This window comes from Agarivorans sp. 1_MG-2023 (assembly GCF_030548385.1).
In the GTDB taxonomy this organism is placed as follows: Bacteria; Pseudomonadota; Gammaproteobacteria; order Enterobacterales; family Celerinatantimonadaceae; genus Agarivorans.
In genome coordinates this window covers 123,242-147,237 of record NZ_JAUOSJ010000006.1, presented here as the reverse complement: position 1 = coordinate 147,237, position 23,996 = coordinate 123,242, and the positions used below count along the sequence as shown (strand labels likewise).

Sequence of the window (23,996 nt, the reverse complement as noted above, 5' to 3'; positions counted from 1 at the left end):
CAAGGTCACGCTTTAAGGATTGAGAGAGCTTTGTGTGGCTAAATATCGTTATCGGAGTTCGATTTTTGTGCTCATAGTGCTAGCATCAATACAACAAGGAAAGCAGTAATCACCTGGTTTTTTGAGAGTACAAGTTCTCAAAAATCATTGTTAGGCAGGGAGCCATTTTGCGAGCGATTTCTCTATATTGGAAGTGTCTATTCTTTGGCTTGCTAAGCCTCAATATGTTTAGTGCGAATGCACAAGCAAACAATAATGTATTAGTGGTTCATTCCTATCACAACGAACACTTTTGGACCGGTTACTTAAAACAGGGCCTAGACAGCTCATTCAAAGATGATGGCAATACTCGCTTGTTTCATGAATACATGGATGCCAAACGTTATCCCAACAGTGATTTCAGGCTAAGCTTTTTAAGCTACCTAGAGACTAAATACGCCAATACTCCTTTAGATGTTATCGTGATTTCTGATGACCCTGCCTTCAACCTTATTAGAAATAATAGAAAGCAATTTTTTAGCACGGTACCAATTGTATATTTGGGTATAAACCGCGTAACAGAACAAGTACTGAACGCACCGAATATGACAGGGGTATTTGAAAATCGAGACATTGCTAACACTATCATTAGTATTAAACAGCAAACTGGCCAAAATGAATTGGTGCTGGTAATAGATCCTAGCTCAACCGGTTTAGCTAATTTAGCCAAAGCAAAAACAGTGATAGGAAAACCAGGTGCACCCAGTAAAATTCACATTATCGAAACCTTAGCCGAGGATGAAATTGTTGATGTGTTCGCCAATATCAACAGCAACATTCCAGTATTGCTGCTAGGCCAACTAACTAGTCCAGCGCGAAACAATGCATTATTAAGCTGGAACGAAGGCACCCAACAATTAGCAACCTGGACTAACAACCCAATTTATACTCTTGCTATAACAACGCTGTCACACGGAGCGGTAGGAGCAGATGAACTAGACGGTCGACAACATGCTATGCGCGCGGCCGAATTAGCTAAGCGTATTATAGCCGGTGAGTCGGTTGATGACATAGAGCCGATTACCCTTGCCCAAAGTCAATGGATATTTAATTGGGAAAAACTACAAGAATATAATTACTCCGAAAAATCTTTACCTAAAGACGCTAAGATCATCAATAAGGAAGAAACCTTTTACCAAAAATACAAATTAATGGTGAGGTTGGTGGTCTCGGCTTTTGTAGTGTCTTTACTGATAATTATTTTATTGATGGAAATCATTCGCAGAGGCAGCATCACTCGACAACTGCTAGCTGAAAATGAATCCCGTTATCGTGATTTGGCGAAAGCTGGAGCAAACATTTTTTGGGAAACCGATACAGAACAACGCTTTAGTTACCTGTCTGGTGATACTCGACCACTTTATGCTGCAGATGCAACACAGCTAATTGGTAAAACCTTATCTGAAATTTGCCGTTCCAAGCCCGAATTAAGCTTTCCTTGGCTTGAATATGAAAACGCAGTCGCCTATACCCAACCTTTAAATAACCTAACCTTTAAAGTTAAGTTACCCAGTAAAGATATAAAGATATTTCTGCTCAATGGTAAGCCTATCTTCGATAGCAGCAATAACTATATTGGTTATCGCGGGATCAGCAAAGAAATTACCGCTGAGCACCTCTTGAGTCAAAAGCTCGCCTATCAAGCAACTTATGATTCCCTCACCGGTTTAATTAACCGCGCCAGCTTTAATGAGCAACTCAAGGCTTATGCCCAGCGGCATCAAGAAGAAAGCCAAAATTGTTATTTATGTTTCCTAGATTTAGACCGTTTTAAATTGGTAAACGATACTGCAGGGCATTTAATTGGTGATGCTATGTTGGCCGAAGTAGCCACAGTAATTAGCCAATGCATAAACAAACAAGATCTTATAGGGCGCTTGGGTGGCGACGAATTTGGCATTATTTTAGTCAGTAAAAGCCAAGCAGAAGCGCAAGCCTTATGTGAGCGTATTATTGCTCAGGTAAACGCGTATCGCTTCCATTGGAATAAACGCTTATTCAACGTGGGTGTTAGCATTGGCATGGTGCCGATTACTGGCGCGTTAAATGAAACCGAATTGCTCAGCAAAGCTGATTTATCTTGTTACAGAGCCAAAGAAGAAGGCCGTGGCCGGGTATATATTGCAGATTTGGATAATGATGATTTGTTCGATGAAGCCAAACAAATGGGCTACATCGCAAACGTAGCTCAGGCTATAGAGCAAAACCAGTTTTATTTAGTGAAGCAAGTGATTGCCCCACTTGATAAAAACTCCGATTCAAAACACTACGAAATGCTAATTCGTTACCGTGATGAACACGGCAACATCATTCCACCTAACTTGTTTATACCTGCGGCAGAAAAACACAGTGTAATCACCATTATCGACCAATGGGTGCTTGAAACAGTGTTTAAGCGCTACCACCAGTATTTCCCTGATGGCAATACAGTAGTGTCGATTAATTTATCTGGAATTAGTTTAAGCAACGATGAGTTTGTAAATAAAGTCGTTGAATTGGTTAAGCACTCTTCCATAAACCCCAAAAACATTTGCTTTGAAATTACCGAAACCGCCGCCATTTCTCAACTCACTAGAGCCTTGGAATTTATGCGAGAAATGAAAGCCTTAGGGATCCGCTTTGCCTTAGATGACTTTGGCAGCGGTGCTTCATCCTTTGGTTATTTAAAAAGCTTACCGGTAGATTATTTGAAAATTGACGGTAGCTTAATCATTAACATTGTTAGCGAAGCCACCGACCGAGCCATTGTAGAATCAATTAACGCTATTGCTCACATGATGAATATGAAAACCGTGGCTGAGTTTGTTGAAAACCAAGACATTCAAAATGTATTAGCAGAGATTGGGGTGGATTATGTGCAAGGATATGGCATAGGAAAACCGCAACCTTGCGATCCAATAAACTAAAGCGAGCCATTGGCTCGCTTTAGTTTCTGCTCTAGGTTCAATCATGTTCAATAAACGGCTAATTAAACAGCCCATCACCAAAACTCACACTAAAGTCTCGGCACCACACACTAATCCCGCCAAGATCATCCAGTTGACTGGCGCTAGCCAAATTTAAGCTCAGGCTATCGTTATTATAAATTGGCCCATTAATAGTACTGCCAATGTTAAAACCGCCTACATTGTAATTGCTGGTTGGTGCGCCATAAAACAGTACGTCAGGGCCACCACCATCATAATTAAACGCAGTAACCTCTAATGTACAATTATCAACAATTTCTACTCGGCCACTGACGCCATGCGCTTTAGTATCTAAAATTGCTACTTGGCCAACTTTTGGGTGGTCGGCAGCATTACAATTGTAGGTTTGGCTAAGATTAATGCTTTCAACATAACTTGCGATATCAGCTAGATCAGCGTTGCCCAGCCTCTGTTCACTCCAAAATGGCATATTCCCTTCGACCAAATTTGTAAAGTAGGCGCTATTCGATGGCCCCGAAGTACGAACTTTAGTCGCCACTTGCGCCGCGCTTAAACCAGAGCCATGTAAACTATTGGCTAAGTGACTACCGCTTGCATTATCGCCATGACAAGTAGCACAGGTTTGATTAAACAGTTGCTCGCCTTTGTTTGAGTCAGCTCCGCTAAAATCATTAATAGCCGCCACTTGATTAAAACTGACTTCATCAGCAACCGAACCATCACTAAAGCTTTGCAAGTATTGCTGTAATCCCCCCCACTGCTCGCTGGTATCGCTATAGGCATTGGCATCCATCCAATCTACCCTACAGTTGTTTACAGCATCAATTAACTCACTAAAGCTGCCGTTATAGAAGGCATTGCGATTTACTACATTACGTAATGAGTGAGCCGGACGGTGCAATTGCTGGTCATCCAAGCCTTGGCTGTCTTCAGCAATGGCATGGCAAGTACTACAAGAAAACTGATTGCCACCAGCGTCAGTTTGAGTAAACAACTGCTGACCAGTTAAAGACTGAGCTGGAGCATCATTTCCCCCCCCGCCACCGCAGGCGACCAGTATTAGGCTTATAGATATCACCGTTAGCGAATGAAGTTTAGGTAAAGATGGATTAAACATCGGCAGTCCTTTGCTCAGCTTTTTGTTTTAACGTTGTTACTAAACGCTAACAAAGGCTTCTGCAAGCAACAAGCTCAGAACGCAAATGTTATCAAATTGTGATAACTACAAATAAAAAAGCCACCCTAGGAGGGTGGCTTTTTATCACAACCATTCGATTTACAGCTGAGCATTAAATCTCGCTAAACCAGCCTCTAAATCGGCGATAAGATCTGCGGTGTCTTCGAGACCAATATGAACACGGATTAAGGTGCCGCTCGCTTGCCACTGAGTGGCAGTGCGAAGCTTATCAACGCCATTAACTCCCATTATTAGGCTTTCATATCCACCCCAAGAATAGCCCATCTTAAAGTGTTCCATTCCATCAAGTAATGCCGTTAAGGCTGCTTGATTGCCACCTTTCATAACAAAAGAAAACAAACCACAAGCACCCTGAAAATCACGCTTGAAAAACTCGTTCCCTGGGCAACTTGCTAATGCCGGATGGCGAACGTGATCAACATCGTCACGGGTAGCCAGCCAATTGGCTACTTCTAAAGCATTTTTCTCATGCTGGGCTAAACGAACACCTAAGGTGCGCATGCCGCGCATGGCCAAATAAACATCATCAGGCGAAGTGCACTGCCCTAATAAATAAGAATTCTCTCTAAGTTGGTCCCAACAGCGCTTATTAGCCACTGCTGTACCTAGCATTACATCAGAATGGCCCACTATGTATTTGGTAGCCGCTTGAATAGAGATATCAATATCAAAATCAAAAGGACTAAAGTTAAGTGGCGATGCCCACGTATTATCAAGCATCACCACAATATCTTGCTCTGCGGCGCGTGCTGCTGCCACTATTGCAGGTGCATCTTGCACCTCCATAGTGAGCGAACCAGGAGATTCTAGGAAGATGACTTTGGTATTGGCTTGAATAAGCGCACTAATACCAGCACCAATCAAGGGATCGTAATAGGTGGTTTCAATACCGTAGCGAGTTAGCAACTTCTCGCATAAATCTCGTGTAGGTTCATAAGCAGTATCCACCATTAGCAGGTGGTCACCATGTTGTAAAAACGACAACAATGCACCACTTATCGCAGCCGTTCCGCAAGGGTAAAGCGCACAGCCTTCTCCACCTTCAATCTCTACCATTGCTTCTTGAAAAGCAAAATGAGTTTGAGTGCCTCTACGCCCATAAAACAAGGTTTTATCGTGACGTTTAGCGGTTGCTTGTTTCATCTCTTTAACGCTGTTGAACACAACCGTAGAACCGCGAGAAACCGGCGGATTTACAAGGCCTTGAGTCCATTTTCTATCGCGTCCAGCACTGACAATTTTGGTTGATTTTTTCATCATAAAGACATCCGAGTAGCAGCAACAAAAAACCAGCCCGTAGGCTGGTTATTAAGGGTATTGGCAATTAAACGCGAGGGGCTTTGTTTAACTCATCAACCACCATATCGCCAAAGGCGTCAGTGTCGATAAGTTTAGCATCTTCGCCTTTTGCCAAGTCTGGCGTGCCGTAACCATTGGCAAATACCGACTTCATTGCATGCCAAAGATTTTTAGCTTCTTGCTCCATGCCAAAGCTCATTTCTAGCATTAATGCTACTGAACCAATCATTGAGTAAGGGTTAGCAATGTTTTTGCCCGCAATGTCTGGAGCACTGCCATGAGATGGCTCGTAGTAAGACTTTTCTGGGCCCATACACGCTGAAGGCATAAGGCCTAACGAACCTAAAATACCGCCGCCTTGGTCACTTAAAATATCACCAAACATGTTTTCCATCACCATGGTGTCAAACATACCAGGGTTTAAACATAGGTAGGTGGCTGCTGCATCTACCAAGATGTGCTTAACTTCTACATCTGGATAATCAACGGCAACTTCTTCTAAAATTTCGTTCCATAGTACGCTTGATTTCAATACGTTACTTTTATGGATATTGTGCATTACTTTTTTACGGCGTTGCGCAGTTTCAAAACCTACTTTTAGAATGTCGCGAATTTGGCCTTCGTCATACTCAAGCACTTCACGCACGTAACGCTGACCATTTTCGTCTTTGCCCACTTCTTTCTCGCCAAAGTACAAACCACCCACTAACTCACGAATGATCATGATATCGATACCTTCACCAATCACTTCTTGTTTAAGAGGTGAAAAGTGAGCGAGCTCTTTTGGAAGGTAAACAGGGCGGAAGTTTGCGTAGGTATTGTAACGACGACGAAGCGGTAGCAAAGCGCCACGCTCTGGCTGTTCGTCTACTGGGATTTTCTTTGAATCTTCATGATTTAAGCCAATGGTGCCTTTAAGAATGGCATCAGCTTCATCACAAATTTTGATGGTTTCAGCAGGGAAAGATTTACCCGTTTCAAAGTAGGCAACCGCACCAAACAAGGCTTCGTTAAGTTCAAATGCTACTTCTGGGTTACGCGCTTCAACCGCTTTAAGTACTTTGACCGCTTGCTTCATTACTTCAGGACCGATGCCGTCGCCGGCCAATAAGGCGATCTTATAGTTCTTCATTGTGTTTGCGTCTCCATTGCATTAGTTTATTTTTTTGATTGCCGCATCATAGCAAAACCAGCGCAAGGGTAAACCACAGATCGAGCTTTTCAGCTGCGAATCTGGCGAAACTAGTTATCTAAATCAGTTTTGTTACGAATATTATGTTCACGAAGTTTATTGGCAATTGCGGTATGCGAAAGACCCAGTTTTTTGGCCAGCAGTCGTGAGCTTGGGTGCTGTGGATAATGATAACTCAGTAAAAGGTGCTCAAACTCGCCCATTGCTGAGTGGTAGTCTTGCTGCAACAAGCTCTCTATACTGACGTTATCCACCACTTTTTCATGATGATACTTAATATCACTCACTTGCCAGCGCTTTAAGCTGCCTACTTCTAAAGAGTCTTGTAATACTTGGTATAGCTGCGGAATATTTCCCGGCCAACTCAAGGAACTCAAGTAACGCTTTACCTCGCGCCCTAATGGAGGAGACACTTCTTGATGCTTAGCTGATTGGAAATCTAGCCAAGACTGCGCCAAGGGCACAATGTCTTCTTTACGTTGTCGTAATGGAGGCACACTAATACTGTTTTTGATGATCGAATAATAATAATCGCCCCCCCACAACGCGGCTAATTGCTCTGGGCTATAGCGGCTTGAAAACAACAAGTGTTTTATACCGAGCTGCGGCGCAGTGAGTGAACTAACAGCGTCTTCTATCTCATTACTTTTCAAACGTTCAATATTAGTGAGCAGAACTGTATTAGGTTGCTCGGCGGCAATTTCAGCCAATTGTTCAGAGAGACTGTATTCTTGGCTATGGCAACTAACAGAATAAAAACGTTCGTCACTGCCCATGGAAAGCTCATTAAGTAAGCGCGCTAAAAAGCGTTTACCAACGCCTGCTTCACCAAACAGTAAGGTGGGCATAGGGTGGTCAACTAAACGTTTTAAACTATTGAGAACATTATTAGTTTCGTCACTACTGGCCACTAAGCGGCCTTCGCTAATGCCTAATTCAATTTGCGATAAATCAAAGCTAGCTTCTAACCAGTGCGCTGACTTAAACAGCATAATAGCACCAGGCAGATGTGAGAATAATGCGGTTTCTGAGAGAGGGATAATGTCGGCCATATAAACCCGACCGCTAAGCTGGATCTCTACTAATTCGCGCTTGCCTGAGCCACTGCCAAACCAGCGCTGTACACTAAAGCCTCGCAAAAACTTACTAATATCGCTATTAGATAAAGGCTGTTGGGTATCTCCACAAGATTGCTCAAAGGCTTGATTGAATTGACGAATTTGACCAAGTTTGTCGATAAGCACTACCGGATACGGCACGTTATCGAGCAGAATTTGTACTTCTTTATGCTCTACTTCTGAAGGTAAGGCCGATACAATTCGCGCATCAGACACACCATTTAAGTAGCGAAACTCACTAAGTAATTGTTGAGTAAGGGGAAGTTCAAGTTCAGTAAGGTGGAGGAATAAATGCCCACTGTCTACACTTTGCATCGCTTGCAGGGCCAAGCCATGTTTAACCAGTACTGCCAATACTGCGCTAAAAACTTGGGTGTTTTGCTCACAGTTTAGCTCTATGCGCATAACGCGCCTGCTTTTAGTTTTAGCGACCGAGACAGTAACTGGAGTGCCTGTAAAAACTCACAGCTGCACCACATACCGCCCTCTCCTACAATCCATACTAAACGCAAAAAACTCTCCTATTGAGCAACTTATTACAGCTCGAATTCTATCGAAGCTTCTTTAGTCTAACCAAAAAAGCCAACATAACCCAAGCGTCATTTAACATTCACTTGAGTTATTTTGAACTGAACAAATTTATTTCACGTTTAACTTATAAGTTTTTGAACTGACTATGAAGTTCAAAATCACGCGCGGTAACCACCTTCTCAACTTTGCGTAAACGTTGCTCAAAACCATCAAATTGATGCTCAAGTTCATTTATAGCTTGGCTTGGCGTTTCCCCTCGTTGCCACACTTTTGATTTAATTGTCACTGATTCGTCACTTTCTTGGTTACTAGGTCGCTTGTCCATAAACAACCAAGCGGCACCATAGATAATCAGAAACAAACCTAAGTTAGTAATGGCGACGGTAACCGCAATAATGCGAATTAACCAGGTTTCTGCGCCAAGACTATGCGCTAATCCGGCACATACTCCCGCTATCTTTCCTTTACGGGGATCGCGGTATAAAGGTTTATCAAACATTAGCGCTCCCTCCAATGCGGTACACTTTCATCCAAAATGCTCTCTAAAGCACGAATCCGAGCAGACATATCTTTGGCGCGTGTAGCGATGGCGTTTAATTGCTCTCGCTCTTGCTCACTAATGCCGTGTTCAACTTGTCGCTTGCTTTTGTAGTGCAGAATCAGCCACAAAGGAGCCACAATCGCCATAAACAATATTAACGGGGTTACCAATACAGTAAGCATATGCTCTCCTATTGTTGCTCTAACTTAGCTTTTAACTTACTCAGTTCTTCTGCGATTTCAGCATCAGCGCTCAACTCAGCAAACTGTTTATTTAAGTCTGGGTTATTACCATCGTTACCCAATACTTCTGCTTTTGCTTCTAGTTGATCAATCTTAGCTTGAAATTGCTCAAATTTTTCACGGGTTTTTAAAGCGCGTTCGTTATCAAGTTGCTGTCTTACTGCATGACGGTTTTTAGCCGTGGTTTGTCTTGCGAGTAAACCAGCTTGACGATTGCGAGATTCGGTAAGTTTTAACTCAAGCTGTTCTATCTCTTGTTGTAACTGTAGCAAGCTATCATCTACTAAGCTGAGCTCGTGTTGCTGGATCTTAATAGACTCCTGAATGTGCTTTTTCTCTACTAAGGCTAAACGCGCTAAATCTTCCCGCTCACGACTAAGTGCTAACTCAGCTTTCCCCTGCCAATCATCAGCTTGCTGCTCTAAGATTTGGATTTTGCGAATCAGCTGCTTTTTATCGGCAAGTACTTTGGCCGTGCTGGCGCGCACCTCAACTAAAGTATCTTCCATTTCTTGAATGATTAAGCGCAACATTTTTTGTGGGTCTTCCGCCTTGTCTAACATGGCACTGATGTTGGCATTAATGATGTCAGCTAAACGAGTGAACATTCCCATGGTATTTCCCCTTACGACTAAAAGTTAAACCGTTAATCATTACGGCTAAGTGTTATAGATTGACTAACTAGCTATAACAACTCTTGTGCCAACTATGTAAGCTCATGATATTTATAAATTTAGATGAAAAGTGACAAATTACTCGGCCGAAGTTATAGTTAAATTAACCAAAAGTTAGTCTATATAGCCAATGAATAGCCCAAGTTTACTAGGTAATGCTCCCAGCTTTTTAGAAGTACTTGATAAAGTGTCTTTGCTTGCCCCACTTAACCGCCCAGTGTTAGTCATTGGCGAACGTGGGACCGGTAAGGAGCTAATTGCAGCGCGTTTACACTATTTATCTGAGCGCTGGGACAAGCACTACCTAAGCCTAAACTGCGCTAGTTTAAATCCCAATTTGATTGAGTCTGAACTATTTGGTCATCAAGCTGGCGCATTTACTGGTGCCGCTCAGCAACGTATCGGGCGCTTTGAGCAAGCAGATAAAGGCAGCTTGTTTTTAGATGAGCTCGCCAACATGCCCTCTGAGGTGCAAGAAAAATTATTACGCACCATTGAATACAATCAAATCGAACGTCTTGGAAGTAATAAAACCATAGATGTTGATGTACGCTTAATTTGTGCAACTAACCAAGACCTTCCCAGTTTGGTCACCCAAGGTAAGTTTAGAGCCGACCTGTTAGACCGTTTATCTTTTGCGGTGATTACCCTGCCGCCACTACGTCATAGAGCCGAAGACATTTGTTTGTTAGCCGAACACTTCGCTCAAAAAATTGCCCACGAACTTAACTTAAACAATCGAGTTAGTTTCACTACACCGGTTAAACAACAACTCGAAGCCTACTCGTGGCCAGGTAATATTCGCGAGTTAAAAAATGTAGTAGAGCGCGCTGTAGTTGAAAATAGCAATGCTAAGGGGCAAGTAGAGGCGATTAACGTTGACCCTTTTGCTTCACCTTGGCGCCCAGTTGCAGAACCAAACAATGAAAGCCAAGTTGTCCATTCACACTTAGGTTTTACGCAGCAAGTCGCTGAGTTTGAAAAAAAACTTATTATCGATACCTTAGAAAAACACCATTATAAACAAACCCTTTGCGCTCAAGCCTTAGAGATCAGCTACCATCAACTAAGGGGTTTGATCAAGAAACATCAAATTAATACCCAAGGCTAAGTCCATCATTGGTTGAGATAAGCAGATGGTTAATGTTAAATTATCAAGCAGTTATCAGGATATCAGCCTCACATGAATGCATTCTCATTCGGCACAATGATGTGTCTAAGTTTTTTGCTGCTTGGTTGTGAACAGCAACAAGACGTAAAAAAACTCGGCTTGGTGTATTGCACCGAGACCGCTCCGCACACATTTAACCCTCAGTTAGAAAGTTCTATGAATGCTATTGCGGTGACTTCTAGGCATTTATACGACCGCCTAATTGAAGTCGACCCTATCACTCAGCAACTGGTAGGTGGTGTGGCGAACAATTGGCACATTAGTGAAGACCGCTTACATTATCGCTTCGACTTACGCCAAGGTATTCATTTTCATAAAACCGATTACTTCTCTCCAAGCCGTAATTTGAATGCTGATGATGTAATGCTTAGCTTTGAGCGAATTTTAAACCCTGAGCACCCGCTTTATATCTTAGCCAATGGCGATTATCCGTTTTTCAATAACATTGGCTTTGGCAACAATATTCAAGCCTTAAACAAGCTATCTAATAGCAGCATCGAATTTGTACTAAAAAAACCTGACGCTGCTTTTTTGGCAAATCTGGCCAGCGATTACGCAGTTATTTTGTCTGCAGAGTACGCCCAACAGCTGAATGACAAAAATCAGCTAGGTTTACTCGATCAGCAACCGATTGGTAGCGGCCCATTTTATTACGCCAGCCAACGTAAAGATCACTTTATTCGTTACTACCGCCATTGGCTGCATTGGCGTGGCGCTCCACCTATGCAGCAGTTGGTATTTGATATCACTCCTACGTCTTCTATTCGTTTGGCCAAATTACTGACAGGCCAATGCGATATAATGGCTCAACCAGCTGCCAATCAGTTAGAAGTGCTTAAAGAACGTGATGATTTGTTGGTGTCAGTTCAGGCGGGATTAAATGTCTCTTATTTGGCCTTTAATACTCAAAAGCCACCGTTTGCCGATGTGCGCGTTCGGCGCAATGTAGCAGGCTTAATCAACAAACAACGAATTGTAGATTCCGTTTATTTGAATACCGCTGAAATTGCCGATGGAATGTTATCCGCTTCTTCTTGGGCCTATCGCCACCAAGCTCGCTCACCAGAGCAAGATTTTTTGGTATACCCCTATATCGAAAAAGCCAAACAACAACCGATTGAATTGTGGGTACTCAATGAAGCGAAAAGTTATAACCCACAGCCCCACAAAACCGCAGAACTAATACGTAATGACTTGGTGAAAGATGGTTACCAAGTAAACGTTAGATTATTTGATTGGGAAGTGCTTCGCCGTTACTTACTGGCTCCAAGTGTTAACTACGATATGCTGCTAGTGGGTTGGTCTACCGATAATAGCGACCCCGATGATTTTTTCCGTCAACAATTTGCTTGTGAAGCGGTAGAACAAGGTTACAACTATAGCCGTTGGTGTAATGGGCACTTCGAACAGCTGCTCGATGCTGCCACCACCTCACCGCGATTAGCGGACCGTGTGAGAAGTTACTATAAAATTCAAGAAATTATTGAGCAAGATGTGCCCGTACTTCCCTTAACCCATGCGCTTAAAATGTACTCGTATAATAACAGTGTCAGTGGTATTACATGGAATCCATACGGAGGCGTTTCTTTTAGCAGCGCCTATAGGAAGTAAGCCATGTTACGTTACTTTATTCGTCGAATTAACCTACTGGTGATTACCTTTTTAATCATCAACTTAATTGCTTTTTTCTTTCAGAAGAATCAAACCATCTTTATTGAAACAGACGGTAATTGGTTAAGCCAGTACCTAGTCTTTGTTTGGAATAACCTCAACGGCGACTTGGGTGTATCTAGCATTACCGGCAAACCAGTATTTGATGAACTGATTAGCTTTTTACCCGCCACTTTAGAGCTGTGCTTTTCTGCTTTTTTGCTGTCTTTTATTGTGGGTATACCACTGGGTACGTTAGCCGGTATTTATCACCAACACTGGATTAGAAACCTAATCCTTAGCGTTACAATGGTGGGCTACAGTATTCCGGTATTTTGGTTAGCCTTACTGTTAGTGATGAACTCGTCACTGTTATTGGGTTGGTTCCCGGTATCTGGTCGTTACGATTTACTGTTAGAGATCCCTCAAATTACCGGTTTTGGCATCATCGATGTCATGTGGTTAGAACCTCAAGCGCGTTGGCCAGCCTTAATGAGCATCGTTAGCCATTTAGCCTTACCTACTCTTGTATTAGCGGTAGTACCGACAACAGAAGTAATACGCCAGCTATCCAACTCAATGGCGAAGGTGATGAGCGAAAACTATATTAAAGCTGCAGCGACCAAAGGCCTATCAAAATGGCAAATAGTGACTCGCCACGCTTTACATAATGCCTTACCGCCCATTTTACCCAGCTTAGGCCTTCAATTTGGTAACGTACTTACCATGGCAATGGTTCTTGAAGTGGTGTTTGCCTGGCCTGGCATTGGACGTTGGTTAATATCCAGTATTTACCAACAAGATTATGTGGCGATTCAAGGTGGAATGTTGGCTGTAGCCACTTTGGTAATTATTACCTTTGTACTCACCGATTTGTTTACCGCGCTAATACATCCATTACGCCGAAGAGAAGTTTATGCTCAACACTAATGTATTTGCAGAAACGACCATCTCTAGCGCTCTCCAGCGTGTATTAGAGCGTTTTAAAGATAACTCCATTGCAATGATTGGCTTTTGGGTACTGCTGGGTTTTGTTGGCTTAGCGCTGTTTGGCCCGCTGATTGCGCCTTATACCCTAGATTTTCAAAGCGACAATTTATTACAGCCACCTTCGTGGAATCAAAGCGGTCACGTTGATAATTTTTTTGGCACCGATGATTTAGGTCGTGATGTGTTAAGCCGCCTCATCTACGGCTGCCAGCTCACCTTTGGTGGCGGCTTAATTGTTGTTACCTTTGCAGCGCTAATTGGAATTCCTCTAGGCATCTTTTCAGGCATGAGCCGTGGCGTAAAATCTAGCGTTTTACACCATGTGATGGACACGGCCTTATCCATACCTTCGCTGCTTATTGCCATTATGGTGGTATCGTTTTTGGGTACGGGTTTAGAGAACACCTTAATCGCTATCGCTTTAGCACAAATACCCCAGTTTATTCGATTCACTTACATTGCGGTTTCTACCGAAATTCAAAAAGAATACATTACCGCAATTAGACTTGATGGTGCGACCAACTATCGAATTTTGAAACACGGCGTACTACCCAATATTGCAGACTCAATCGTGTTTCAAATAAGCCGCAGTTTCTCTTCATCGTTAATTGATATTACCGCCCTAGGTTTTATTGGCATTGGCGCACAGGCTCCACTGCCCGAGTGGGGTGCAATGTTAGGGGGGAGTAAAGATTTACTATTCTCAGCCCCCTGGACCGTTACCCTACCCGGCTTTGTTATTATGACCAGTATCTTAAGTGTGAACATGGTGGGCGAAGGTTTACGCCAAGCGATGTTAGAAGGAGTCGACTAATGGCCTTACTAGACATTCGTAACCTGACTATCGAAATTGATACTCCCACCGGCAAAGTTAAGGCGGTAGACCGCGTTAGCTTAACCATGGCTGAAGGCGAAATTAAAGCTTTAGTGGGTGAGTCAGGTTCTGGTAAAAGTTTAATTGCTAAAGCCTTACTAGGAGTCACCAAACCCAGCTGGACTATAAAAGCTGACAGAATGCGCTTAGGTGATGTAGATCTTCTTCAGCTCACGACTAAGCAACGGCGCAAGGTACTCGGTCACGAAATAGCAATGATCTTTCAGGAACCGAGTTCTTGTTTAGATCCCTCAGAAGAAGTGGGTAAACAAATTGAAGAAGCGATCCCTTGCCACAATATCAAAGGGGGATTTTGGCGCCGTTTTCAATGGCGGAAAAAACAGGCGCAAGCCTTATTGCATAAGGTAGGCGTTAAAGACCACCATAAAGTAATGCGCAGTTATCCTTATGAACTGTCTGATGGTTTATGCCAGAAAGTAATGATTGCCATGGCCATTGCTGGGCAACCCAAGCTGTTAGTCGCTGATGAACCAACTACCGCGATGGAAGTCACTACTGCCAGCCAAATTCTTCGCTTGCTGCACAAACTCAATAAGCTTAACAATACGGCTATTTTGTTAATTAGCCATGACTTAAATACTCTCTCCGATTTAGCCGATACAATTAGCGTGATTTATTGTGGCCAAATGGTGGAGGTTGGGCGTTCAGAACAAGTGGTAGGCAATAGTCACCACCCATATACCAATGCTTTGCTTAGTTCCGCACCTAAATTCAGCCAACCTTTCGATAGAAAAGCCCTACTCCCAGGGTTGCCAGGCTCTATTCCAGCACTGCAGCATTTGCCTATTGGTTGTCGGCTAGGCCCCCGCTGCCCTAAAGCCCAACGTAAGTGCGTAACTCAACCTAAATTAAAGAAAGTAAAAGGCCATCAATATGCTTGCCACTACCCGCTCAATATTGAAAAAAAGGTCACTGTAAATGGCTAACCTTTTACACGTTAAAAATTTATCGCAGCACGTGTATGTGCATAAAGGTTGGTTAAGTCGCCAACGTTTTGCTGCAATAGATGATATTAGCTTTGACCTCAATATGGGTGAAAGCTTGGCAATTATAGGTGAATCAGGCTCTGGGAAATCTAGCCTCGCCAAAGTACTCGCCGGCATTAATAAACCCAGTAGCGGTGATATTTTTGTAAATGGCGAGGCCTTAAAGTATGGAGATTATACTCGCCGCTGCCGCTTAATAAGGATGATTTTCCAGGACCCTACCAGCTCTTTAAACCCCCGTTCTAACATTGGCCGGATCCTCTCTGCACCACTGATGTTAAATACCGGCCTAAGTACCGAGGAGCAACAACTAAAGGTTGTAGCTACTTTGAAACTGGTAGGTTTACTTGAAGAACATGCTGAGTTTTATCCCAACATGCTATCGAGTGGTCAAAAACAGCGCATAGCGGTAGCTCGAGCGCTGATTTTAAGTCCGAAGATTATTGTTATTGACGAAAGTATTGCGGCACTTGATGTATCGGTAAGAGCGCAAATTATTAACTTGCTAATTGAATTACAACAACGCTTTGCGATCAGCTATGTTTTCGTCTCTAACGATTTGGGGTTGGTGCGTCACTTTTCCGATAAAGTATTGGTAATGCAGCAAGGAAAAGCCGTTGAATTCAGGCCAACGGAGCTATTTTTTACTCAGCCCGAACACGAGCTGAGTCAACGTTTATTAAATGCCTACCAAGATGCTTTCCGTAAATAACATCGCGATAGTTTTATGAGTTACCACGATACAAAATTGACTCTTGCGCCCCTACAACAGAGCTCATTGATAGTGATAGATTAACTTCGCGTTCAATCATATCCATCAAAGGCTTAAGCGTAATCGGTAAATCGCTACGGATTTTCTCTGCAGTAATATAATAAGGCGCACGTTGACCGTGATACTCAACCACAGGACCAATTTGCTGAAATTTAATCCCTAACAAGGCAGTACTGCGCGCTAACCTAGGCTCCATCATCACATAAGCATGCTTAATATTATGCCTCTCAACCAACACCGTAGCGGCTAAATACATGCTTGCAGTAATAAACGGGAAACAACGCAACTCCTCTTCATAAAGTTCGGCTACGTTAATGCCACCGGTAGCTGAATCAACAAACTTATCAGTTTTACGTCGTCTAAAAGTAGCGCGTAATGCTAAACGTGATATTTCACATACGTCTTCTCTAGCGAAATTTTGCGGGTGTAGATCGTCGTCAGTAATCGCTCCCTCACAATACTTTTCTAATGGGAGCAATTGGTCGCCCGTTGGTGATACCACTCGTACGGTACTGGCATAAGTTCCAGACGATAAATGGCGAACCAAGCAATAATCAGAATAATCGTCAAACTCATCGCGTTCTACCTGCTCGGAGTTTACTGGTTCAAAACCTAACTCTTCACAATAAACATCGTGGCGCAAACGGTAAACACTGCCCACATCCTCATCACTGAGTGCAACCAATGGTTGAAAATAAGTCTCGTAGTGTTTGGCAATTTCAGCCGCTTTTTTCTGGGCGGCATGTTGGGTTGTTTTGCTAGTAGGTAACCCAACTACTTTTCCTTTAATACTGGTCGGAAGTATTTTGTTTTTCAAAAGCTTAACCCTTATTCCCTTAAGTGTTTTTATAGTTGCTTAATAAGCATCGCGTTTAGTATAGCCACTATCTCTATAGGATAATGTTTTGCTAATTTGATATTAAGTTTATATCAGAAAAGTGCCAAGGCTAGCCAGTAAAATTCTAGCGACACCAATTGATAGCAGCGCTAGAAGCAAATCTGATTGTGCTATCACTTAAGAATAACGGGTTTTAAATAGAGTGCTCAATAAACTGCTCTGATCAGCTAGGCTAAATGCCACTTTAATAGCAAACATGCTAGAATCATTGCGTTTTTTAGCGTTGAAACAACAATATACTTAGCGCTAACTATTTGGCCAAGTTTAAGGAATTAGCATGATCATCAAACCAAAGATCCGTGGTTTTATTTGCACAACCACTCATCCGGTAGGCTGCGCAGCCAACGTGCAAGAGCAAATTAATTACACCAAGCAAAAAGGCAAAGTTACAGACGGCCCTAAGCGTGTATTGGTAGTAGGATCTTCAAGCGGTTACGGTTTGTCTTCACGCATTGCCGCTGCATTTGGCAGTGACGCTGCAACCATTGGTGTCTTTTTCGAGAAACCAGCAACCGAGCGTAAAACCGGTACTGCAGGTTGGTATAATGCAGCAGCGTTTGACCAAAAAGCGCATGAAGCTGGCCTTTATGCCAAAAGTATTAATGGTGATGCATTTTCTCATCAGGCAAAAGAAGCCGCTATTGAGTTAATCAAACAGGACTTAGGCGAAATTGACTTAGTGGTTTACTCACTAGCCTCTCCGGTACGCAAATTACCCGATAGCGGTGAGTTAATCCGATCGAGCTTAAAGCCTATTGGTAATACCTACACAGCAACCGCTGTAGACACCAATAAAGATACAATTATCGAAGCCAGCATTGAACCCGCAACCGAGCAAGAGATTGCTGATACTGTAACGGTAATGGGCGGCGAAGATTGGGAGCTTTGGATTAAGGCATTAGACGAAGCAGGTGTACTTGCTAAAGGCTGTAAAACGGTTGCGTACAGCTACATTGGCACCGCTCTTACCTGGCCTATTTATTGGGATGGCGCATTAGGCAAAGCCAAAATGGATTTAGACCGAGCAGCCAGCGCTCTAAACGAAAAGCTAAGCACCAAACAAGGTAGCGCGAATGTAGCGGTACTTAAAAGTGTGGTCACTCAAGCGAGTTCAGCTATTCCAGTGATGCCTTTGTACATATCAATGGTATTCAAAATCATGAAAGAACATGGTTTGCATGAAGGCTGTATGGAACAAATCTATCGTTTATTCGATGAGCGTTTGTACCGCAATGATGGTTCTACGCCAGCGGTAGATGAAAGCAATCGTTTACGCCTGGATGACTGGGAGCTACGTGACGACATCCAACAAGCCTGTGTTGATCTGTGGCCACAAATTACCACTGAAAACCTTAAACAGCATTCTGACTATGAGTACTACAAGGCTGAATTCTTAAAACTGTTTGGTTTTGGGGTGGAAGGTGTTGATTACGATGCAGACGCAGATACTTTAGTTCCATTCGACGTTAAAGCCATCTAATTAACTCAGAACAATTGTTTTTAAAAGGCCTCTATTTTAGAGGCCTTTTTATTGTCTTTGATTTGAATTTTGTTGACTGGAATTTACTTTGGTATAACGAACTCTGCCAACCCTTGGCAAATATGCATCTAAACGCTGACCATCTTTAGAGACCCGATATTCAACCACTCTATCGGTAGAAGTAACAATGACTTTATTACCATTTATCTTGTACTTAGTGGCTACCCTGCTGCCAGATTTAAGCTGACCATCATCAGTAAATACTAATCGCTCTTTCTTGCCATAGAAAGCATGTTCTGATTCCCAAGCACCAACAATCGGATTTACTTTAACTTCTCGCTGCACGCCTATAAGCTCTGGATAAGTAAAGTAAACGAAAGACAACACGCCTAAGCAGATCCCAAATAAGGCAATAATTAATACCAAGGACTTTTTCAAGACAATCTCCCAAAACTAAAAAAGGACGTAAAACGTCCTTTTTTCAGTATCTTACGTAAGAGATAAGCTTACAACAAGTTTTGGATTTCTGCTTTGCTTTTTAAGACATCAATCAATACTTGATAACTAGCTTCAGTTTTTACGCTGCTAAGCTGTTCTAACCAACGATCGGCTTCACTGCTATCCACTGAACTAGATTCATTCACCTCAGTGACTTGAATCACCAACTGATCGCCATTCATAGTGGCGATACGACTCGCTACTTTTTGCTCAGTAGGCTTAGCCATCATGAATAAATGACGAACCACTTGTGGTTCAAAGTCTTGGCTATCTCGAGCAACTTTTACTTTAGAATCTACAGTTAGATTCTGCTCGTAAAGCAAGCCGTCTAAGCCTTCTCCAGACTCTAGGGCGGCGATAAGGCTATCAGCATAATCTTGGGCTGCTTGATTAGAGCGAGAAAGTGTTAAGTCACTAGCAATTTGCGATTCAACAGTTTCGAATGGTTTAACTTCGGCAGCTTTATGAGCCATTACGCGCACCACTACCGAGCTATCATCCGCGAGTTGAATGGCTTCACTGTTTAAGCCTTCAGCAATAAAGTCTAGGTTGAACAGTTGGCTAAGCACTTGAGGTTGGCTCAATATCGCGTTAGCGCTTGAACGAGTTAAGCCTTTAACGGTTTCAACAGTTAGCCCTGTTTCACTGGCTACATCAACGAGAGAGTCAGGAATTTCAAAAGACACTTCAGCTAAGCGTTGAGCTTGCTCATAAAATGCATTTTGAGCTTGTTCTTGTTGTAAACGCTGACTAATTTGATCTTTCACGTCTTCAAGCGGTTTCACTTGCGCTGTTTGCACATCAATCAGTTTAATTAAGTGAAAGCCAAACTCAGTTTTAACTAACTCACTTACATCGCCCTTATCGGCCAAGGCAAAAGCAGCAGCATCAAACTCAGGCGCCATTACGCCACTCTCAAACCAATCTAGCTCACCGCCTTCTTGACCACTAAAGGTGTCGTCTGATGATTCAGCTGCTAAAGTAGCGAAGTCTTCACCTTGCTGGACTTTAGCTAATAAAGCTTCAGCTTTCGCTTTATCGGCAGCTTCATCGCCACTAAATCCAATCAGAATATGCGCAACTTTACGTTTTTCCGGCTGAGTATAGCTTCGGCTGTTAGCTTCGTAGAATTGCTGAATATCTTGCTCATCAACAACAATACTGTCTGCAATTTTGGCCGCGTCTACCACGATGAATTCAACATCTACTGACTCTTCAGTTTTGAAGGTGTTTTTACGTTCTTCGTAGTAGGCTTTTAATTCTTCGTCTGTTGGCGCTTCTTGAGCGGCAAAATTAGCCACCGGAACCGTTACATAACGTACGTCTCGGGTTTGCTGATTGAGTTTAACCAACAACTCAGCTTCGTTTGGAAGCGCAAACTCACTACCTAATAAGGCTTGCTGTAACTGGCGACGGGTTAAGTCGTTGCGAATCATATCGCGGAATTGACTCGGCTGAAGATTCGCGCGGTAAAGCACAGCAAGGTAACGTTCGTTATCGAACTTACCATCTACTTGGAATTCTTGCATACCTAAGATTTGCGATTTAACTCGCTCATCGCTCACGCGTAAACCGTATTTTTCGGCAGCTTGGTCAAGCAAGCGCTCTCCGATCATACGCTCTAGAACGTTATTTCTGAACTGTGCCATATAGCTTGGATCAGCCGCTAGTTGGCTAAATGCAGCGCCAAACTGGCTTTCTAATCGTCCGCGTTCGTTTTGATAGGCTTGATCAAATTCAGCACGGCTAATGGACTCGCCATTAACTTCAGCGGCGAGTTGCTCACTAGGTGTAGCTATATAGCTACCTACACCAGCTAGAGCAAAAGATAAAATGACCAGACCGAGGATGATTTTGGCTACCGGACCTTGGCTTCCTTCACGGAGCTTTTCCAACATGCTTAATTACTCTTTACCACATTAAATAATGAAAAAGCGCATCAGAGGATGCGCCTTTGACAGATCGCAATTGCGCCTGACTGTTTAGTTTACTGCGTCTTTTAACGCTTTACCGGCTTTGAACGATGGTACGTTAGCAGCGGCAATTTGAATTTCAGCACCAGTCTGAGGGTTACGACCAGTACGGGCAGAACGTTCTTTCACTTGGAAAGTACCGAAACCTACCAAGGCAACATTATCACCGTCTTTCAAAGTATCAGAAATGGCATCGATGAAAGAATCAAGTGCACGACCGGCAGCGGCCTTAGAAATATCTGCACCTTCAGCAATTTTGTCTACGAGTTGAGCTTTATTCACAATTGGTTCCCCTTGTTGTTATTCCTTTTTCTTTTTACCGCAGGAAAGCTTCCCTATTATTACGGTTCAGAATGAGGTTCGTCAGTCTACATTTAGTTAATTTTTCACCATCAATATAATTATCAACGGCTTCCTTGCCAGCCTTAGGCTATAGCCCTTGAACAAGGCTGGCAAGTACTATTTTACGATTGAATATCGTTTATTTGCATTGACTCAAGCTTTTACTTCAAAGCCTTCAGGATTTTGCTCTAAAGCCGCTTCTAGAACCTGTTCAATCCAGCGAACTGGAATGATTTTTAGGTCACCAATAACATTTTCTGGTATCTCTTCTAAGTCTCGCTCATTCTCTTGCGGAATAAGAACCGTTTTGATACCACCGCGATGCGCCGCCAACAGCTTCTCTTTCAAGCCACCAATGGGCAGAACTTCACCACGCAAGGTAATTTCACCGGTCATTGCTACTTCAGCCTTAACCGGGTTACCCGTTAAGCTCGACACCAAAGCGGTACACATGGCAATGCCTGCACTTGGACCATCTTTAGGTGTTGCACCTTCAGGTACGTGAACATGAATATCACGCTTCTCGTAAAAGTCGTTATTGATACGCCACTTATCGGCGCGTGCTCTTACCACTGTCATCGCAGCTTGAATAGACTCTTGCATAACGTCGCCTAAAGAACCGGTATAGCTAAGCTTGCCCTTACCCGGTACCGAGGCTGTTTCAATGGTGAGTAAGTCACCACCAACTTCGGTCCATGCTAGACCCGTCACCATGCCAACGCGGTTATTTTCATCCGCCTTACCATAATCACAACGTTGCACACCCAAATAATGGCTGAGGTTGTCTTGGCTAATCTCAACTTTCTTCGTGTCTTTGTTCAGCAAAATTTCTTTTACTGCTTTGCGACATAGCTTAGAGATCTCTCGCTCTAAGCTTCGCACGCCCGCTTCGCGAGTGTAGTAACGAATAATGCCAATGATGGCACTGTCTTCAATAGCAATCTCATACTCTTTTAAACCATTGCGTTTAATTTGCTTACTAATTAAGTGTTGCTTAGCAATGTTTAGTTTTTCGTCTTCGGTGTAACCTGATAAACGAATCACTTCCATACGGTCTAATAAAGGACCAGGGATATTCATTGAGTTTGAGGTAGCCACAAACATCACATCAGAGAGGTCGTAATCAACTTCTAAGTAATGGTCGTTAAAGCTGTTGTTTTGTTCTGGGTCTAATACTTCTAGCAAAGCGGAAGCCGGATCGCCACGCATATCTGAAGCCATTTTGTCGATTTCATCAAGCAAAAATAGAGGGTTTTTAACCGCTACTTTAGACATTTTTTGAATCAACTTACCCGGCATTGAACCAATGTAAGTACGACGGTGGCCGCGGATCTCGGCTTCATCTCTTACGCCGCCTAAGGCCATACGCACGTATTTGCGCCCGGTAGACTTAGCGATTGATTGACCAAGCGAGGTTTTACCGACACCTGGAGGACCAACTAAACATAGTATTGGCCCTTTTAATTTGTTTACTCGGCTTTGTACTGCCAAGTACTCTAAAATGCGCTCTTTAACCTTTTCTAAACCGTAATGGTCTTGATTAAGCACCTGCTCCGCTTTTGCTAAGTCACGCTTCACTTTTGAGCGTTTAACCCACGGCACACTCAGCATCCAATCTACGTAACCACGTACAACGGTCGCTTCAGCAGACATTGGTGACATCATTTTGAGTTTATTTAGCTCAGCTAAGGTCTTTTCCTTAGCTTCTTCTGGCATCTTGGCTTCGTCGATACGTTGAGACAGTTGCTCAAACTCGTCTTGACCATCTTCAGATTCACCTAGCTCTTTCTGAATCGCCTTCATTTGCTCGTTGAGATAGTACTCGCGCTGACTCTTCTCCATTTGCTTTTTAACGCGACCGCGGATTTTTTTCTCCACATGCAGCAAATCGATTTCAGATTCCATCATCGCCATTAAGTATTCCAGACGTTCAGGAATACTGGCTAACTCTAGCACCGACTGCTTGTCTTCAAGCTTAAGCGGCATGTGTGCAGCCATGGTATCAGCTAAGCGCGCTGCATCGTCTATACCAGACACCGAGGTAAGCACCTCCGGCGGGATCTTTTTATTCAGCTTTATATAGCCTTCGAACTGGCTTATTGCTGAACGAACCATGACTTCTTGTTCTTTTTCATCCGGCTGAGCAGACACCACATACTCTGCAGCAGCAATGTAATACTCATCCTCTTGAATAATTTCTTCAAGATTAGCCCGCTGGCTGCCCTCGACCAGCACTTTCACTGTACCGTCTGGCAGTTTCAATAGTTGCAGAATATTAGCCACAGTACCCACAGTGTATAAGTCTTCCACTTGAGGATTGTCGTTGCTGGCATCTTTTTGCGCGACTAATAATACTTGCTTGTCTTGGCTCATCGCGCTTTCTAAGCAACGAATCGATTTTTCACGACCAACAAACAAAGGAATGACCATGTGCGGATAAACCACAACATCGCGCAAGGGTAATACGGGAATTTCAAAACGTTCTGAACGCTCTAAGGTCATGTCGTCCTCTTTACCTTAGCTAATAAACTCTATCAGCAATATATTGGGTCAAACTTTCTGGTTTCAATTCGTGTTAAG

General features: G+C 43.1%; 20 protein-coding genes. 8 read left to right on the top strand and 12 right to left on the bottom strand.

Features of this window, described 5'->3' with window-relative positions; genetic code table 11:
- Positions 1–167: 167 nt before the first annotated feature.
- The gene (locus Q4592_RS10835) at positions 168–2,945 is read left to right on the top strand and encodes an EAL domain-containing protein (RefSeq protein ID WP_303512761.1); all 2,778 of its coding nucleotides are present in this window, start codon (positions 168–170) and stop codon (positions 2,943–2,945) included.
- 58 nt (positions 2,946–3,003) lie between these two features.
- Here Q4592_RS10835 and Q4592_RS10830 read toward each other — a convergent pair whose 3' ends face one another.
- From Q4592_RS10830 to pspA, 7 genes are all read right to left on the bottom strand, one after another.
- Entirely contained in the window at positions 3,004–4,083 is a 1,080-nt protein-coding gene (locus Q4592_RS10830) for a DM13 domain-containing protein (protein WP_303512758.1), read from the bottom strand.
- Positions 4,084–4,242: 159 nt separating this feature from the next.
- Positions 4,243–5,421 (bottom strand): cystathionine beta-lyase, encoded by a 1,179-nt coding sequence (locus Q4592_RS10825; RefSeq protein WP_303513046.1) that lies wholly within the window; start codon positions 5,419–5,421, stop codon positions 4,243–4,245.
- Between the two features lie 67 nt (positions 5,422–5,488).
- Entirely contained in the window at positions 5,489–6,595 is a 1,107-nt protein-coding gene (gene leuB / locus Q4592_RS10820; protein ID WP_303512756.1) for a 3-isopropylmalate dehydrogenase, read from the bottom strand.
- A gap of 110 nt (positions 6,596–6,705) precedes the next feature.
- Complete coding sequence (locus Q4592_RS10815; RefSeq protein ID WP_137675231.1) at positions 6,706–8,178, bottom strand: TyrR/PhhR family helix-turn-helix DNA-binding protein; 1,473 nt, start codon at positions 8,176–8,178, stop codon at positions 6,706–6,708.
- A gap of 250 nt (positions 8,179–8,428) precedes the next feature.
- Positions 8,429–8,803, bottom strand: coding sequence for an envelope stress response membrane protein PspC (gene pspC, locus Q4592_RS10810; RefSeq protein WP_137675230.1), 375 nt, complete (start codon positions 8,801–8,803; stop codon positions 8,429–8,431).
- The gene (pspB, locus tag Q4592_RS10805) at positions 8,803–9,027 is read right to left on the bottom strand and encodes an envelope stress response membrane protein PspB (protein WP_303512750.1); all 225 of its coding nucleotides are present in this window, start codon (positions 9,025–9,027) and stop codon (positions 8,803–8,805) included. The genes pspC and pspB overlap by 1 nt, the downstream gene beginning before the upstream one ends.
- A gap of 8 nt (positions 9,028–9,035) precedes the next feature.
- Entirely contained in the window at positions 9,036–9,701 is a 666-nt protein-coding gene (gene pspA / locus Q4592_RS10800) for a phage shock protein PspA (protein ID WP_303512747.1), read from the bottom strand.
- A 190-nt stretch (positions 9,702–9,891) separates the two neighbouring features.
- Between pspA and pspF the strand changes: the two genes are divergently transcribed.
- The 6 genes from pspF to Q4592_RS10770 all read left to right on the top strand — a co-directional run bounded on the left by pspF (position 9,892) and on the right by Q4592_RS10770 (position 16,165).
- On the top strand, positions 9,892–10,872 hold the full coding sequence (gene pspF / locus Q4592_RS10795) for a phage shock protein operon transcriptional activator (RefSeq protein ID WP_303512745.1): 981 nt from the start codon (positions 9,892–9,894) through the stop codon (positions 10,870–10,872).
- A gap of 72 nt (positions 10,873–10,944) precedes the next feature.
- A complete protein-coding gene (locus Q4592_RS10790) occupies positions 10,945–12,543 on the top strand; it encodes an ABC transporter substrate-binding protein (RefSeq protein ID WP_303512743.1) in 1,599 nt (532 codons plus the stop codon).
- A 3-nt stretch (positions 12,544–12,546) separates the two neighbouring features.
- Positions 12,547–13,512 (top strand): ABC transporter permease subunit, encoded by a 966-nt coding sequence (locus tag Q4592_RS10785; protein ID WP_137675225.1) that lies wholly within the window; start codon positions 12,547–12,549, stop codon positions 13,510–13,512.
- Positions 13,499–14,386: an ABC transporter permease subunit gene (locus Q4592_RS10780; RefSeq protein WP_303512739.1), complete on the top strand. Its 888-nt coding sequence runs from the start codon at positions 13,499–13,501 to the stop codon at positions 14,384–14,386. Before Q4592_RS10785 ends, Q4592_RS10780 begins: the two co-directional genes overlap by 14 nt.
- Positions 14,386–15,393 carry an oligopeptide/dipeptide ABC transporter ATP-binding protein gene (locus Q4592_RS10775; RefSeq protein WP_137675223.1) on the top strand — a complete coding sequence of 336 codons (1,008 nt, stop codon included), beginning with the start codon at positions 14,386–14,388 and terminating at the stop codon, positions 15,391–15,393. The genes Q4592_RS10780 and Q4592_RS10775 overlap by 1 nt, the downstream gene beginning before the upstream one ends.
- Positions 15,386–16,165 (top strand): ATP-binding cassette domain-containing protein, encoded by a 780-nt coding sequence (locus Q4592_RS10770; RefSeq protein WP_303512734.1) that lies wholly within the window; start codon positions 15,386–15,388, stop codon positions 16,163–16,165. The genes Q4592_RS10775 and Q4592_RS10770 overlap by 8 nt, the downstream gene beginning before the upstream one ends.
- Positions 16,166–16,178: 13 nt before the next feature.
- Here Q4592_RS10770 and Q4592_RS10765 read toward each other — a convergent pair whose 3' ends face one another.
- Entirely contained in the window at positions 16,179–17,042 is an 864-nt protein-coding gene (locus Q4592_RS10765; protein WP_303512729.1) for a PEP-CTERM/exosortase system-associated acyltransferase, read from the bottom strand.
- 358 nt (positions 17,043–17,400) lie between these two features.
- On the opposite strand from Q4592_RS10765, the gene fabV reads away from it, so the two are divergent.
- Complete coding sequence (gene fabV / locus Q4592_RS10760) at positions 17,401–18,603, top strand: enoyl-ACP reductase FabV (protein WP_303512727.1); 1,203 nt, start codon at positions 17,401–17,403, stop codon at positions 18,601–18,603.
- A 48-nt stretch (positions 18,604–18,651) separates the two neighbouring features.
- On the opposite strand, the gene Q4592_RS10755 is transcribed toward fabV, so the two are convergent.
- The 4 genes from Q4592_RS10755 to lon all read right to left on the bottom strand — a co-directional run bounded on the left by Q4592_RS10755 (position 18,652) and on the right by lon (position 23,918).
- Positions 18,652–19,041 carry a DUF2850 domain-containing protein gene (locus Q4592_RS10755; protein WP_303512725.1) on the bottom strand — a complete coding sequence of 130 codons (390 nt, stop codon included), beginning with the start codon at positions 19,039–19,041 and terminating at the stop codon, positions 18,652–18,654.
- A gap of 68 nt (positions 19,042–19,109) precedes the next feature.
- Positions 19,110–20,999 (bottom strand): SurA N-terminal domain-containing protein, encoded by a 1,890-nt coding sequence (locus Q4592_RS10750; RefSeq protein ID WP_303512724.1) that lies wholly within the window; start codon positions 20,997–20,999, stop codon positions 19,110–19,112.
- An 84-nt stretch (positions 21,000–21,083) separates the two neighbouring features.
- Positions 21,084–21,356 carry a nucleoid-associated protein HU-beta gene (gene hupB / locus Q4592_RS10745; RefSeq protein WP_137675218.1) on the bottom strand — a complete coding sequence of 91 codons (273 nt, stop codon included), beginning with the start codon at positions 21,354–21,356 and terminating at the stop codon, positions 21,084–21,086.
- Between the two features lie 213 nt (positions 21,357–21,569).
- Positions 21,570–23,918 (bottom strand): endopeptidase La, encoded by a 2,349-nt coding sequence (gene lon / locus Q4592_RS10740; RefSeq protein WP_303512723.1) that lies wholly within the window; start codon positions 23,916–23,918, stop codon positions 21,570–21,572.
- Positions 23,919–23,996 lie beyond the last annotated feature (78 nt).

What these genes read in the sequence shown, in the direction of transcription:
- Q4592_RS10790 (WP_303512743.1), top strand. Translation starts at nt 10,945, where the DNA reads ATGAATGCATTCTCATTCGGCACAATGATGTGTCTAAGTTTTTTGCTG.
- pspF (WP_303512745.1), top strand. Translation starts at nt 9,892, where the DNA reads ATGAATAGCCCAAGTTTACTAGGTAATGCTCCCAGCTTTTTAGAAGTA.
- Q4592_RS10750 (WP_303512724.1), bottom strand. Translation starts at nt 20,999, where the DNA reads ATGTTGGAAAAGCTCCGTGAAGGAAGCCAAGGTCCGGTAGCCAAAATC.
- fabV (WP_303512727.1), top strand. Translation starts at nt 17,401, where the DNA reads ATGATCATCAAACCAAAGATCCGTGGTTTTATTTGCACAACCACTCAT.
- leuB (WP_303512756.1), bottom strand. Translation starts at nt 6,595, where the DNA reads ATGAAGAACTATAAGATCGCCTTATTGGCCGGCGACGGCATCGGTCCT.
- Q4592_RS10825 (WP_303513046.1), bottom strand. Translation starts at nt 5,421, where the DNA reads ATGAAAAAATCAACCAAAATTGTCAGTGCTGGACGCGATAGAAAATGG.
- Q4592_RS10830 (WP_303512758.1), bottom strand. Translation starts at nt 4,083, where the DNA reads ATGTTTAATCCATCTTTACCTAAACTTCATTCGCTAACGGTGATATCT.
- pspC (WP_137675230.1), bottom strand. Translation starts at nt 8,803, where the DNA reads ATGTTTGATAAACCTTTATACCGCGATCCCCGTAAAGGAAAGATAGCG.
- Q4592_RS10770 (WP_303512734.1), top strand. Translation starts at nt 15,386, where the DNA reads ATGGCTAACCTTTTACACGTTAAAAATTTATCGCAGCACGTGTATGTG.
- Q4592_RS10785 (WP_137675225.1), top strand. Translation starts at nt 12,547, where the DNA reads ATGTTACGTTACTTTATTCGTCGAATTAACCTACTGGTGATTACCTTT.
- Q4592_RS10815 (WP_137675231.1), bottom strand. Translation starts at nt 8,178, where the DNA reads ATGCGCATAGAGCTAAACTGTGAGCAAAACACCCAAGTTTTTAGCGCA.
- pspA (WP_303512747.1), bottom strand. Translation starts at nt 9,701, where the DNA reads ATGGGAATGTTCACTCGTTTAGCTGACATCATTAATGCCAACATCAGT.
- pspB (WP_303512750.1), bottom strand. Translation starts at nt 9,027, where the DNA reads ATGCTTACTGTATTGGTAACCCCGTTAATATTGTTTATGGCGATTGTG.
- lon (WP_303512723.1), bottom strand. Translation starts at nt 23,918, where the DNA reads ATGACCTTAGAGCGTTCAGAACGTTTTGAAATTCCCGTATTACCCTTG.
- Q4592_RS10780 (WP_303512739.1), top strand. Translation starts at nt 13,499, where the DNA reads ATGCTCAACACTAATGTATTTGCAGAAACGACCATCTCTAGCGCTCTC.
- Q4592_RS10775 (WP_137675223.1), top strand. Translation starts at nt 14,386, where the DNA reads ATGGCCTTACTAGACATTCGTAACCTGACTATCGAAATTGATACTCCC.